14 protein-coding genes are annotated in these 14,432 nt (G+C 35.7%); 6 read left to right on the top strand and 8 right to left on the bottom strand.

From position 1 onward, the window contains the following. Nucleotides 1–187: 187 nt before the first annotated feature. A complete protein-coding gene (locus J8L70_RS09715; RefSeq protein WP_348772153.1) occupies nt 188–322 on the top strand; it encodes an MFS transporter in 135 nt (44 codons plus the stop codon). A gap of 102 nt (nt 323–424) precedes the next feature. On the opposite strand, the gene J8L70_RS09720 is transcribed toward J8L70_RS09715, so the two are convergent. Beyond that, nucleotides 425–1,222, bottom strand: coding sequence for a response regulator (locus tag J8L70_RS09720; RefSeq protein ID WP_211055381.1), 798 nt, complete (start codon nt 1,220–1,222; stop codon nt 425–427). Between the two features lie 198 nt (nt 1,223–1,420). Between J8L70_RS09720 and J8L70_RS09725 the strand changes: the two genes are divergently transcribed. Both J8L70_RS09725 and J8L70_RS09730 read left to right on the top strand, forming a co-directional pair. Continuing rightward, the gene (locus J8L70_RS09725; protein ID WP_211055382.1) at nt 1,421–2,887 is read left to right on the top strand and encodes a methyl-accepting chemotaxis protein; all 1,467 of its coding nucleotides are present in this window, start codon (nt 1,421–1,423) and stop codon (nt 2,885–2,887) included. Then, a complete protein-coding gene (locus tag J8L70_RS09730; RefSeq protein WP_211055383.1) occupies nt 2,871–3,404 on the top strand; it encodes a DUF6436 domain-containing protein in 534 nt (177 codons plus the stop codon). The genes J8L70_RS09725 and J8L70_RS09730 overlap by 17 nt, the downstream gene beginning before the upstream one ends. 39 nt (nt 3,405–3,443) lie before the next feature. Here the strand turns inward: J8L70_RS09730 and J8L70_RS09735 are convergent, their stop codons facing one another. The 6 genes from J8L70_RS09735 to J8L70_RS09760 form a co-directional block, all read right to left on the bottom strand. After that, the gene (locus J8L70_RS09735; RefSeq protein WP_211055384.1) at nt 3,444–4,484 is read right to left on the bottom strand and encodes a GGDEF domain-containing protein; all 1,041 of its coding nucleotides are present in this window, start codon (nt 4,482–4,484) and stop codon (nt 3,444–3,446) included. Nucleotides 4,485–4,615: 131 nt separating this feature from the next. Beyond that, on the bottom strand, nt 4,616–6,562 hold the full coding sequence (locus tag J8L70_RS09740; protein ID WP_211055385.1) for a hypothetical protein: 1,947 nt from the start codon (nt 6,560–6,562) through the stop codon (nt 4,616–4,618). Then, nucleotides 6,562–7,080 (bottom strand): prepilin-type N-terminal cleavage/methylation domain-containing protein, encoded by a 519-nt coding sequence (locus J8L70_RS09745; protein WP_211055386.1) that lies wholly within the window; start codon nt 7,078–7,080, stop codon nt 6,562–6,564. The genes J8L70_RS09740 and J8L70_RS09745 overlap by 1 nt, the downstream gene beginning before the upstream one ends. Continuing rightward, a complete protein-coding gene (locus tag J8L70_RS09750) occupies nt 7,077–7,490 on the bottom strand; it encodes a prepilin-type N-terminal cleavage/methylation domain-containing protein (protein ID WP_247664768.1) in 414 nt (137 codons plus the stop codon). Before J8L70_RS09750 ends, J8L70_RS09745 begins: the two co-directional genes overlap by 4 nt. Beyond that, the gene (locus tag J8L70_RS09755; protein WP_211055387.1) at nt 7,484–7,921 is read right to left on the bottom strand and encodes a GspH/FimT family pseudopilin; all 438 of its coding nucleotides are present in this window, start codon (nt 7,919–7,921) and stop codon (nt 7,484–7,486) included. Before J8L70_RS09755 ends, J8L70_RS09750 begins: the two co-directional genes overlap by 7 nt. Beyond that, complete coding sequence (locus J8L70_RS09760) at nt 7,921–8,322, bottom strand: type IV pilin protein (RefSeq protein ID WP_247664769.1); 402 nt, start codon at nt 8,320–8,322, stop codon at nt 7,921–7,923. The genes J8L70_RS09755 and J8L70_RS09760 overlap by 1 nt, the downstream gene beginning before the upstream one ends. Nucleotides 8,323–9,121: 799 nt before the next feature. Between J8L70_RS09760 and J8L70_RS09765 the strand changes: the two genes are divergently transcribed. From J8L70_RS09765 to J8L70_RS09775, 3 genes are read left to right on the top strand one after another with little or no spacing between them, the layout of a single operon-like run. After that, a complete protein-coding gene (locus J8L70_RS09765; protein ID WP_211055388.1) occupies nt 9,122–11,191 on the top strand; it encodes a TonB-dependent receptor in 2,070 nt (689 codons plus the stop codon). Continuing rightward, nucleotides 11,191–11,724, top strand: a complete 534-nt coding sequence (locus J8L70_RS09770; protein WP_211055389.1) for a YfiR family protein — start codon at nt 11,191–11,193, stop codon at nt 11,722–11,724. Before J8L70_RS09765 ends, J8L70_RS09770 begins: the two co-directional genes overlap by 1 nt. A gap of 4 nt (nt 11,725–11,728) precedes the next feature. Then, nucleotides 11,729–13,786 (top strand): EAL domain-containing protein, encoded by a 2,058-nt coding sequence (locus tag J8L70_RS09775; RefSeq protein WP_211055390.1) that lies wholly within the window; start codon nt 11,729–11,731, stop codon nt 13,784–13,786. Here the strand turns inward: J8L70_RS09775 and J8L70_RS09780 are convergent. Beyond that, the gene (locus J8L70_RS09780; RefSeq protein WP_247664770.1) at nt 13,743–14,375 is read right to left on the bottom strand and encodes an isoprenylcysteine carboxylmethyltransferase family protein; all 633 of its coding nucleotides are present in this window, start codon (nt 14,373–14,375) and stop codon (nt 13,743–13,745) included. The genes J8L70_RS09775 and J8L70_RS09780 overlap by 44 nt on opposite strands. Between the last annotated feature and the right edge of the window lie 57 nt (nt 14,376–14,432).

Here is a 14,432-nt window from a genome sequence, read left to right on the forward strand (position 1 = left end):
GTACTTAGTTTGCTAAACTACAAAATTTAGGATGGGTGTCTAGCTAATTTGGTGTTTTGTATCAACCAAACTTACCTGACGTTTCCTTGCGATAGCCATAAGACACTCTGCTTTTTTCAAAACTAATAAAAGCCTAGTACTTAGTTTGCTAAACTACAAAATTTAGGATGGGTGTCTAGCTAATTTGGTGGTATTTACTGGTGTTATGTACGATGCAATAGGCTTTGCTGAGGCCTATAAGCTTATTGGTATGGTGGTTGCGTTCTTTGTTGTTGTATCGGCATTTGTTTTAATGTCAGATAAAAAATCTGAACAAACTTAACAGCGACAATAAACTCAATTCATAGGCTAGTTTTTAAAGTTTATTTTTGAAGTATATAGCTAAGGCAAAAAAGTAATTTTTACCTTAGCTCTTGCGATCTTTTCAAGACATTATTTTATACAGTAAATCTCTTACCGTGGCAGGCTCAAACGGTTTATCACAAATTGCATCGACTCCGGCTTGAGCTATATTTGCTAAGTGAGTGTCGTTTGCCTCAGAACTCACCATTAAAATAGGAATGTGAGAGTAAGCATTTGATTTTCTGACTGTTTCTGTTAATTCTCGACCATCCATTTCGGGCATATTATAATCCGTTACAATTAAATCAAACGATTGCTCATCTAAGTGTGCAATCGCTTCTTTCCCGTTTTCGGCCTCTACGGGCTCAGGTATTCCCATGCCTGCGAGCACTCGTATAATATGCTTACGAGCAAATCGGCTATCATCAACAACTAATACCCTGAGTAAAGTTACATCAAAATGATCCAGCTCAACTTCTTCTTCACTAATCAGATCAAGAGTCGCCTTAAGAGCCCGAGTTATCGCTTCTGCGGTAAAAGGTTTAGGTAAAATAGCCAGCACACCCGACTGCCTTAATTGCTCTAAGTATTTTTTATTGCGTTCACTAGAGATAAGCATAAAAGGTTGATTTTCGGTGGCTTCATTCCCTCTTATTTTTTGCAGTAAATCATCTGCGGTTCCATCTGATAAATACATAGAACTAATAACCAGATCGGGAGCATATTGAACTACTTTTTCAAAAGCCGCCTGCATAGTGATAGCTGTTTCAATTTTAGATACACCCATGACATTTAAGGCTTTTATAATTAATTTTTGTTGTACCTCAGAAGGCTCTACTAACAAAATAGTTAAATGTTCAATTGCGTTTAACCCATTCACATTACTCTCCCATTTCCTATATTTTAACTTATACTGGTCTATAGTGATTTAAATAAATCGTATTTTAAAAGCTTTAATATTATAGGTAATATTAGTTAAGTTCTAATTATTCTAAAATTATTGAGCTATTTTTATAAAATGTGCGTATAAAGACCCCTGATTGTCATTGACGAATAAAATTTGAATTAGGAACTAATCATGAATAAAACAAACAAAGTATTTGCAAGTATTTTAACACTGCTCTTTGTTGAATCAATTGTAATGGCATTTGTTTATGATACCTATATTGAGGCATTTATCGTCGGTCTCCCAACATTATTAGTTCCATTATGGCTGTTTAATAGTATTCCTAACGCTACACTTACAAAACATTGTGCGGCTACAGCAGCCATGATTTTCTCAGCCCTTCATATACATCAGCTAAACGGGGCTATTGAAGTACACTTTGAAATTTTTATACTCATGGCCACGCTGATTATTTTTAAAGATTGGAAGGTTTTTATTTCTGCCGTTGCAGTAATTGCTGTACATCATTTTTCTTTTTATTTTATGCAAACAGGCGGTTTAAATGTTCATATTTTTGATGGCGATAGGCTTACCTTTTCGATTGTTTTAGTGCATGGTGTGTATGCCATTGTAGAAGGGGTTGTTGCAGCTTTTATTGCCAAGACATTATATGACGATAACCAAGTAGGTAAAGAGCTTGCATTTGTTACCCAGGAGCTCACTAAAAATGAGGACGCTCTTGATTTAAAAATACAAACGACCACTAACGGCAACCAAGTGTTACAAGGGTTTAATACCCTCCTAAATATACTTGATAATGTAGTGTCAGAAGTTAAACACCAAATTAATGATTTTATTGTCAATTCGAATAATCTTATTGCTGCAAAATCTGACTTAGAGGTTTCTGCCACAAATCGACAAATAGAAACAGAAACAATCGCATCATCCGTAGAAGAAATGTCGCTTACCATTACCTCTATTGCTAAAGACAGTAATGACTTGAGCGACCAGGTTAAAGAAGCTAATGCAGCGACACAGCAAGCCAATGAGTTTGTAGAAGAAATACATAACAAAAACAGTGAACTGACAAGTAAATTAAATAAAACCAGTGAAGAAATATCAGCATTAGCAAACTCCAGTGATATCATTATTAATGTATTATCTGAAATAACCAGTATCGCAGATCAAACAAACTTACTTGCATTAAATGCAGCGATTGAAGCGGCTAGGGCCGGAGACCAAGGACGTGGATTTGCCGTTGTTGCCGATGAAGTACGTGCATTAGCAAATCGAACAAAAGAAAGCACCGACAAAATAGAAGGTACGTTAAATAACTTAGTGTCTTATTCAAGCGCTTCTACGGTCTCTATGTCACAGTGTCTTGAAGCGGTGCAGTTAGTGGCAGAAGCTTCTAAAAAGGTAAAAGTTGAATTAAATCATGCCTCTGAATTAGTGTTATTATCAAGTGATATATCACACTCACTTGCTTCTGCAATTGAGCAACAATCAATTACAACCAATGAAATCGCAAGAAGTACCGAACGCATGATTTCTTTAGGAAAAAGTGATGTAGAAAAGGTTGCGTTGGTAGCACAAGAGGCAAATAATATATCGGCAGAAGTAAAATTATTAGAGGCTAGTATTGCCTGCTTCAAATAATACAGCGAAAAAACAGCATTATATTATATTTAGTTTATGGCTTATGATGATGGGAATTGCAGCGGCATACTTTATCAGCGATCGGTTGCAGCCTTTTGATCCTAATAAACTACTTACGGCTAAAAATTCTACGGCATTATTAAATGAAATTAGTTTACTTAGCGAGTTTAAAAATACGCAATTTAAAAAAGTTATTATCCATATAACCAGCGAAAACTGTAGTTGCACACAGTTTAGTGAAGAGCATAAAAAAAGTATTAACGAAACAGCATTAAAAGCGGGCTTTGCTATTGTAAATATAACCTTGCCAGAAAAACTTAATTCGATTATTCCCTCAACACCCGCTATTTTAATGTTAGATGAAATGAGCGAATTATTATATTTTGGCCCTTATTCTGCTGGGCTTGCTTGCACTGAATCAAATGGCTATATAGAAACTGTGTTAAATAATTATAATATGGGTTTTTCTTCAAATTTAATGATTAACGACGTAAATGGCTGTTATTGCAACCTTTAGTATTTAATTGTTCCTACTTAAAACACTATTGCATCGACTTTATGCGCACGTTCTGTTTTTACCTAAACGTTTCGCTTTATATAATAAATCATCGGCTTGTTTTACATCATCATCAATTGATAAATGAGAGCCAAGCACTTCTTTAACCCCCATACTTACCGTTATATAAACGATACCTTCGTGTGTTTGAATGGGGGATTTAGCCAATGCTTGGTGAATTTTTTGAGTTGCCTGTACAGCCTGCTCTTTATTTTTATGTGGAAGTACGAATAAAAATTCTTCTCCTCCCCAACGAGAGACTAAGTCAGTATTGTCTAATTCATAAGTTAAAATATCGGCTAAACTAATTAGTACTTCGTCACCAACGAGATGACCATATTTATCGTTTATATTTTTAAAATCATCAACATCAACCAACACAATTGAAAACACACTATCACTTTGAGTTTTTTTAAAGTCGTGCATAGTATCGATTGCATGGCGTCTGTTAGGTAACTTAGTTAAGGGATCAGTTACTGCTAGTAGTTTATTGTGTTTCGCTAATCCAATTAATTTTTTACTATAACTTTCTCTAAAAAACTCATATAAGCCACTTAAACTGCTTACAATAACAAAAGAAAACATAATACGAGATGCGAAATGTAATATTTCCCCTCGATTACCGTAGCTTTTAAGGTCAAATATATATACTGCATAAAATGAAGCAATAACAGCTATGCCAAAAAGCATAATATCTAAAATACCACGTTTAAAACCCCTGATAAAAAACGTAACTTGTGGTACTAAATATATCCAAAATATCCCCGTTCCTTTGCTCCCACCGGTAATAACCAAATACAGCATTAAAAGAAATATATTATATAAAACAATAGTTGAGCTAAATAAAATACGCTTATTTACAAAGCTCGTTATGTAAAATGCAGTGAAAAACCCAATTGCGCTCACGATTAAAATAATGGCGAGCACTTTAAGGCCACCAAAAAATGACACAATAGCCATAAAGCCAGTAGTTAAGCATGCAATTAATGCAAAAAGTTTTATTATTACTTTACGTTCAGTTAAGTCTGAATATGTATTCATAAGTTATTATTAGCAACTAAATCCGTTTGTTGACATCAACTCCTTTAGAGATAAATGATATTAAACTTTCTAATCATAGAATAAAATATCGATTAAATATGCTCTAAAAGAAAAATAATTTTACATGGCTATCAATTATTACTATCTGTTTGATCGTATACATATTGCCATTCTTTAAACACTAACTGCGTTGTTGTTGAGCTGGTACTGGTACTTGAGCTTGAACTTCCCGCACTGCCTGCAAAGCTTGCTTCGCTTAACGCGGTATCATAATGTATATCACCTGATCCTGAGACATTAACCGTGTCTGCCAAAATTGATCCCATAAAGCTAAAATGAGAAGCAATTTCAACATTGGTGTAAGGTGCATAAATAGCTGCGTAAATTTCATCACTACCCCCACCTAAATAAATCCCTGGATCCCAAGCGGTTGTACCAGTATAGCTACTATATATACTAAAAACAGGTTGGCCTTGTGAAGTAATACCATTTACAGGCGTATAGACTTGTGCCCCTCCTGAAATTTCAAACTGGCCTGTTATAAGGACAGTCATACTCGATTCTTCAGGAATCGTTAATGATGCAGCCCCCGACATCGAAAAGTCCCCCCTAATGAGTAAAACAACATTGTGCCCTTCTTTAACCGTGACATTTCCTGTGATGCTAACATCATCAAAATAATAAATATCGGTACTTGTATCTAAAAAGCTGGCTGCGTTTGGCGTAACTTGCGTATCAGGTGTTCTGCTATTATTTTCAAGGTATGCTGCTTTAGTATTTTCAAATTGAAAATAATCGTTATTCCCATTATTACTTATTGTTAAGCTTTGTGAAGCAATAGCACTATTATTCGCAGCAGACACTTCGTCATCAATAGCTAAACTGTCACAGGTTGAAAAACCGCTTTCACTTTCATCGGTAATTAGCTCAACTGCTGGAACATCATCTACGTTAACCGTTGTTGACGATTTATAAGGTGCGGAATAATATTCAGGGTGATCACCTTGAAAACTACCGCTACCAGAATAGCGTAAATCATCTCCATTAATGTTACTTCCCCACTGATTTAAAGCCACATTACCTGTCACCCTTACCCCATTATAAACAGTACCGCCCGTTTGTTGATAATTACCCGCAGCCTGCACTCCACCATTAATTGTAGTTTGCGATAAATAAACATCAGAGCCAGAGAGTATCGCGCCTTGTATTGTGTTCCCAGTAACAGAAATATCACCTTGAGAGGTTAATGAACCACCTACAGGTACTTGTTTTATCGTAATAAAATCATTAGCCGAAATACTTCCCTTTACCTCACCGCTACTTTGAGTAAAACTCTTAAAACTCGTTGCGTTTCCACCAACAATACTATTACCAGATAAGACTAAATCACCATTGGAATGAACATTGCCCGATATATAAGCGCTACCACTGAGCGTTAGAGCATCTGAGGAGATAACATCCCCATTTATATTACCCGATCCGCTTAAAACAATTTCACTGTCATCATCTAACGTGTAAACAAACGCCTCTTGAGAAATATTACTACTGCCGTCAGATAACGTCGCGCCATACTCACCTAAGCTTGAATCAAAACTATCAATAGATGTACCTTGTGTTACAGCAACACTGGCACACCCTGTAATCGCTTTATCAAAAACCGACTCTACGGTGCTCTCTGTTCCAGAGGTAAGGGTGACTAATTCAAATACCGCTTGCAGCGTTACTTCACCTTCATAACGCTCACCGGTACTCGATACAACGATGTCACCGTCGCTATTGACATCCATCATCGCTGAATAGTGCATATTATCTAGCTCACCACTTGCAGACATTTCACTGTTTTCATTCATTAAATCTTCAATAGAAATAGTAGGTTGATCTTCTATCGTTTGAAGCAAAGCGGCCATGCTGTCATAAACCCCTTTTTCAGACATTAAACGAGCATTAAGTTTTTTTTGAAAGTTACCACTTAATCGTTCTTGTAATACCGTATCGTGTAGGGAGCTCAATACCACAATCGATGCCACCGACGTCAGTAATAATACGGTAATTAAGGTATAACCTGCTTTTGATTTCATTAAGATCCAAATGCCTCATTCATAATAATGCGAGTTAAAGCAATATCTATACCAACAACCCCGTTTAAAGGGCTTGCAATGTTATCAATAGATAACGACACGCTCACCACATTATTATTTAAAGAATAACTAATCGATTGAACTCCCTTAAGTAGTTTTACTGGTCCCTCACCACAATCACAATATAAAAATTCATCTTGCACGCTATATATTTCAGTAAAGTCACTGGTTTTAACTTGTCCTGTACACGCTTGCGCACTCGCTTCTTGCCTAACTGATAACGTATTACCAATAATGGTAGGCTCGTTTGGTGTTTGTTTTAAACTGGTACTAAATAAAGTGCTTGAAAAACGGATAACATCAAGCGCATTCTCTATTTCTTTTTCAGCTGTTTTACTACTCGAAATAGATGAATAAGCAACACTAACACCAGCCAGTAAAAACATACCTGCCACTAATGCAACCATTAATTCAATGAGCGTAAAACCTTGTTGTACTTTTATAATATGGTTTTTCATGGTGTGCATGTCGAAGGTAATGCAGGGTAACTGCCTGTAATTGCAATTTCATTATCTAAATTGTCATCCAAGCGTTTATCTTCCCAACTCACTTGAATAGTTAAATCATTAGAAAAATCATCAGGTAATACCAAAGTATATTTATCAGTTTGTGGAGCTAAATTCGCTCGAAATGCCGCATCATCATAAAGAGAAGGGTTACTATGCTGTAATTGACACAAATATGGCCAAACACGTTCAATCGCATTATTTGCCTGAATAACAGACATTGTATAATCAAAACTATTGGTTGCATATTGCAGTGATTTTAATTGACCTGCTGCTAAACCAAGCAATGCAATTGATGCCACTATCAAAGAAACTAATATTTCAATTAACGTAAAACCTTTATGCTGCAACTTTGTTAACAAGACAATCCATCCTCATTGAGCCAACTTTGCCCACTTATTAAAATACACAACCGAATATCACTGGTTGAATCATCATTGTCGGTTATTAAAAAGTCATAGTTAGTCAATAAATAACCCGATGAGCTAATTGTAATATCTTCTAATGCAACAGAAATACTTGTATGTGTCGGCTCAAATGAGGCAACAGTTGTCATTTGAGAATCGATTAAAGTGTTTGCTTGCCATTTTGTATCATTCACAACAATCGAAACGGTTTGCTCACGCTTTATCGCTTCGCTACGCGCCACTTTAAAAGTGCTATAAAGTTGATTCGCATTAGTCGTTAATCGCTCATTTTTTATAAAAGAGATAAACGATGGCGCAGCAATTGCCGATAATATACCAATAACAACAATAGTAATAAGCAGCTCTAATAATGAAAATCCACGCATTAATTAATCCAACAACTACTTAAGTTAGCTGTTTTCTCACCCGTTTGATCAACTTTTAAAGCACCACATTCATCACTTTTTTGAGCGCCTTTTGGCGATGCCGTAATCAAAAAGCTAGTGCCATCGGAGCTATTCGAAGTTGCATCACTGGTGTAGTTAAAATCATAATAATCCGAAGTACTAAATGTATACTCATCAGGGTAACCTCCCATACGAGTATATTGTCGCTCTAAAATAGCACTGTATTGTAATAACTGTTGCTGAACATCGGCCCTACGGCTTTTAATAATATAGTCTGAGTAACTCGGCGCCACTACGCTGTACAATATACCTAAAATAGCAATAACAATTAAAAGCTCAACAAGCGTGAAGCCCATATTTTTTGAGGAAAAAAATTTCATAATAACTGGAGAAACCCTGAGTAAAAGCCAAATTACAATTTAAAAGTTGGATATAAAATAGAAAGCGTAATCTTATAGGATTACAGCATAAAAGACTATAACTACGACTATTTTTCAATCAAAATTACTTTTTTTTATGGTTTCTATACCGTATCTAATAATGAAGACCGGTTAACTAATAGTTTTGTTCAAAAAAATTGAAATTATTAAATAAAAAAGTAGCCCCTTAAGCATATTTAACCCTAAAGAACCGGAAATGATAAGGTAATGTTAAAAAAACAAAAATCAACACTTTAGTACCAACCTATGTATAAATTCAAATTAAAATACAAACATAATAAGAGGAAAGTTCTGCTCCATATAAACTTTGGCTATTCATATTAATGAAACTATAAGATATGCATTAAGTAATAACTTAACAAAAATAAATCAAATCTATTAAATGCAGTCACTTAAAAAGTACATAATAACGGTGATAGCTAGTTATTATAAGTAAACGGGTTCTGCACTTAAAACTACATTCGCCATTGAGGATTTATGCTTTATATCGGCAATAAAAATAAGATAATTCAATCTAGTTAACCCCTTACATACCATTTTATGAGTTAGTATTTTACTTAACATAAATAGCATTAAATACTTTAAAATAAGCTTACATATGCTAAAATTACAATTTAGGAACAAATAACAGTAAAAAAGTACCAAGTTTGTTGTTTTTTATCATTCGATGTATTTAAAAACAAATCATTTTAAGGGAGCTATTTTGATTTTTAACGTAAACTTTAAAAAGAGGACACAGATGAGTAATTACAAATGTATATTGTTTTTCTGTACTCTTTTTACCTCAATGGTGAGTGCCCAAGCATCTTTCGACTCTATCGAGCTTGATTTAGATACGTTAATGGCCGCCGATGTCCAAGCTACTTCGGCAATGAGAAGATCTCAATCTGCATTTGATACAGCCTCGTCAATATATGTGTTAACTAAAGAACAAATTGCTTATGCCAATGCCGACTCTATCCCCGAAGTATTAAAGCTAGTGCCTGGATTAGTGGTTCGCCAGCTTGATAACAACCAGTGGGCCATTACTACCAGAGGTTTAGCCTCTCGTTTTTCAAGTAAACTTTTAGTCATGGTCGATGGCCAGAGTTTATATACCCCTAAATTTGCAACGGTTTACTGGGAAGCGCTTAACATCCCACTTTATGATATAGAGCGCATCGAAGTAATGCGTGGTCATGGAGGAATCCTCTGGGGTAATAATGCCAATAATGGGGTTATAAATATTATAACCAAAAACAGTTTAGACAGCCGTGGGACTTACCTAGATGCCACAACCAGTAAAAAAATTAACTCAATTATAAATTTGCGGCACGGCGGCGATTTATTTAAAAACCTAGGGAGTTATAGAGTTTATGGCTCAGTTAAAAACCTTTCAGCCTCAGAGCGCAGTACTACCACTATTCCACCTATTGATGAGACTAAACAACAAGCTGTAGGCACTCGACTTGATTTTTCTATGAATGACAATTGGTCGGCACTCATTCAAGCCGATTACTCAGATTCAGAATTTGGTCAAAACTACCAAGACTTAGTTGATGAAAATAATATTAGTAAAGAGCTACCCGAAATAGTACAGCGCCACGATAGCCGAATTATGGCACGCTTAGATAATAGAATATCAAATTCAGCCAACCAAATGTTTCAATTATCTTGGGTTAATCAACAAGGTCGAGATACTTTTGTACAAGAAAAGTTTAACACCTATGATTTTGACTACCAAATGAACTTTGTTTATCAAACCATGCAATTTGATTGGGGGTTAAACTATCGCTATAACGATATGTCGTTGGCACAAAGCAGCTTTGTTACGTCCGATAACAACATTAACGAGCTAGAGCAATATGGCGTTTTTGTTCAAGGCCAATTTGACTTCTTAAATGACGAACTATCAATTATTTTAGGTAACAAGTTTGAGTATAATGATTTAACACAGTGGGAAAACCAACCGCTTCTTAGAGTTAAATTAAAACCGAGTAAAAACCAAAATATTTGGGCTGCCGTCTCTACAAGTGTTCGTGCGCCATCATTGATAGAATATGATAATAACGCACAGCTAGTTGGCGCTCAGTTTTATACCGTAGTAGGTGCAAAAACAGGTATCGAAAAAATAGATAACTTCTTCCTCAACACCACCTTAAATGGCAACGACAGCATTGTTTCTGAAAAGTACACGTCTTATGAATTAGGTTACCGATATAAAGCCCCTGTTTGGTCTGTCGATATATCAACTTACCACACCACTGGTCGTAATGTGGGTGTTGTTGATACTGAAGTCGAATTAACGCAATTTGATCCCCTGATTGGTTTGCTACAACAAGGGCTTTATGATGACGCTTTTAATTTTTTAAGTGCAACACATATTACGTTTGATTTAGTCTCAACTGCAGATACTACAACACAAGGCTACGAGGTGTTATTTTCATACTCGGCAAATAAAGACCTCAGTACAGAGCTAGGTTATAGTTACATTTTCTTTAAATATCACTTACCGCCAAACACGATACCCGCTATCGGGGTCGACTCGACCACACGTCAGGTATTTGCCAAAATAAATTATACGCCTGTGCAAAACCATACCTTATTTGCCACGCTAAGAAACGAAAATAGCAATGCATATCAAAGTGATAATTACACAGCCTTAGATATTACCTGGAATTGGCAAATCAACAATATTTGGTCTACCGCTTTGTCTGGTAAAAACATATTTGCTGGTAAGCACATTGAGTACAACAATCGTAATGAAACGTATGCGATTCCGAATTACAGTGATGATGACATCAGTGTAAAAGTTACGGCGAATTTTTAATGATTTCTCTTTGGCATAACACAAGCAAGTTAATACTAATATTAGTATTGCTTTGTTTATGCCAACCTTGTTTTGCCAATAATAAAGAGTATGCGTTAAAAGCAGGGTTTTTATTTAACTTTGCACGCTTTGGACAGTGGCAATCACATAACCCATCTGATGAGTATTTCACCCTGTGTAGCCCCGATAAAAACTTTATCGATATTGCTAACACCGTTGTAGCAGGGAAAACAGTACATTCTCATATTTTAAAAAGTAAACATACCCCACTCAACACGGCAAACTTCAGTGACTGTGAAATGTTATTTATTACAAATAATACATTTGAAAACTGGCAAACAACTGCGCATCAAGAGCCGCTAAATATGATGTTAGTTGGAGAAAACACAGACTTTATTAAAAATGGTGGGCATATACGTTTTTTCTTATCAGGCGGCAAAGTACGTTTTGAAATATCTCCAGAGCGATTAAAAAATTCAGGCCTCACAATGAGCTCAAAAGTATTACGTTTAGCAAGATTAGTGGATAAATAACCTTATGAGAACTCTTTTTGCTTTAAACACTATCAGAAAAAAATTGCTCTTTATTTTAATGAGTGTTGCTATTGCATCCTCTTTAATTATAACCAGTGTGTTTACCGCCTATGAATTAAACACAGCCAAACAAGAACAAAAAGAAAGTCTACAATCGTTGTTAAATATGCTTGCCCCTAATATTATCACCGCACTTTTATTCGATGATTCGGCCGCAGTGCAAGAGCAAATTAACCCTATTTTATCACGTTCAGATATCGTCTTAATTAGTGTGATCCCACAAAACAATACTAAACCGACAATCACAGCAAAAAGTAAAAAAGAAAATATTTCAACCAAAAGCTCAGATACCATCGTGAGTATGCGCTTAGAAATAGATAGGCAAATACTCGGGCAATTAATTATTCGTGCTGATCATAGCTTTTTGGAAAATAAAGCCCGTTTTTATATCAAATTTATTATTTGCTTGTTAATGGTGACATTTGCATTAAGCTTCTTTTTATCATTGTTTTTCAGACGACGTTTTTTAACCCCTATTTTGTATTTAGCTGAAATAGCAAAAAAAGTAACGTCCTCAAATGATTACACTTTACGTGTAAACAAAACCTCACAAGATGAAGTCGGAGAACTAACAACCTGTTTTAATAGTATGTTACACACAATAGAGCAGCGTGAAAGCTCACTTGAAAAACAAGTTAAATTACGAACTGATGAACTTCAAACGGCTAATGAGCAACTTCATAAATATGCCTACCATGATGGCTTAACCGACATCCCTAATCGACGATTTTTTTACGAAAAACTTCATTCTTTAGTCAGTACCCCTAATATGAAGTTTGCATTATTCTTTGTCGATCTAGATGGGTTTAAAGAAATAAATGACACATTAGGCCATGACTTTGGTGACTTATTATTATACCAAGTTGCAAAACGTTTTAGTCATTGTATTAGAGCAGACGATTTAGTTGCGCGTTTAGGTGGCGATGAATTTACTTTAATCGTAAACGATATAGAAAATACCGAAAGAGCGGCTGAAATAGGTAAAAAATTATTAGATAGCCTTATCGAACCAATCCATTTAAAAAATGAGAAAGTATTTGTTACAGGCAGTATCGGCATCGCATTTTATCCCGCCGACGGAGACACCGTTGAAGCGCTGGTTAAACGAGCCGACCAAGCTATGTATTTATCAAAAAGCAAAGGGAGAAATTGCTTTCAATTTTTCACGTTAGAAATGGAACAAGAAGCGATTAAAAACCGTTTATTAATTGACGAGCTCAGAGCTGCATTAGAAGCACAACAATTTGAACTGTACTATCAACCTATTTTTGATATTAGTGGCACCATTGTAAAAAAAGCAGAAGCATTAATTCGTTGGCATCACCCAACACGAGGCTTATTAGGCCCTAATGAATTTATTGATACCGCTGAAGAAAGTGGGCTAATAAAGCAAATAGGTTTATGGATAAAACAGCAAGCAATTGCCGATATTAGCGAGTTTTATCAAACCGGTGAGCAAAATGTTCAAATTAGTATTAATACCTCCGCATTAGAAATAGATAAAGCCGGTAAATGGGCCGAAAAATGGATACAAGCCATCAATGAGCATAATCTACCTGCAAATGCGATATTAATAGAAATAACCGAAAACACGTTAATGGCGCCTAATTCAGCCATTAAAAAGCACTTAAAACGCTTAAGCGAACTTAATATTGATGTTGCCATCGATGACTTTGGTGTTGGTTATTCATCACTGGCTTATTTACAGCGATTACATATTGATATTTTAAAAATAGATAAATCATTTATCGATGATTTAGAATACAGCGACAGCAGTTTAGCATTAGTGACCGCAATTATAACAATGGCGCACAGTTTAAACGTACGCGTAGTTGCTGAAGGTGTTGAGACATTTGGTCAGTACAAAAAGTTAGTCGCTTTAAACTGTGATTTTATACAAGGTTATATTTTCTCTAAGCCGCTAACAAAGCAAGAGTTTTTAACTAGCTACTTATCCTCTAAAGCCACCGAGGAACGCTCTGTAGGTATCGAAGATAAGTAGATTGAAAACGTTGTAATAAATGCGCTTCTTCTGTGCTAATTTGACTACGAAGCGCGGCAAAACCAATAACCAAACAAACCAAAGTAAATACGCTTGGCATCGCTAAGAAAAAACCCCATTGCGCTATGGCAACACCGATAAACATAGGATTACGTGAATAACGATATAAACCATTGGTTTTTAGCTGTGCGGGCCCTTGAGGATCAATCCCCGAACGCCACAATGTAGCCATATTAAAATGCACCCACATACTCAACGCAAACCCGATAGTCAGTAACACACTACCTAACGCTAAAAGCGTCACATTATTACCTATTGTTAAATGCCCTAAGTATTGATCTAACTCAGGATAAAACAGTCTCGCTACACATATCAGCCAAATTACTACTCTGAAAAAGCGAAATGTAAGATGGTTCCACCAATTTTGGCAATATTTCTCCCCCTCAAATACAACACCACCTGAAATCACCCGGTTTTTACTCACAATGCGAAAAGTATAAAATACCGCAACAAAAGTATAAAAAGCCGCTAAATAAACGCGAGTAAACTCAACAACCTCTCCTACTGGCATGATAAATAGGTTAGCCATATTATTTCCTTTTCATTATCAACAATTGGTATGATAACCACTCTTTAGTACCCAAAA

Origin of the sequence: Pseudoalteromonas sp. MMG010, assembly GCF_018100905.1 — a bacterium.
Taxonomy (GTDB): Bacteria; Pseudomonadota; Gammaproteobacteria; order Enterobacterales; family Alteromonadaceae; genus Pseudoalteromonas.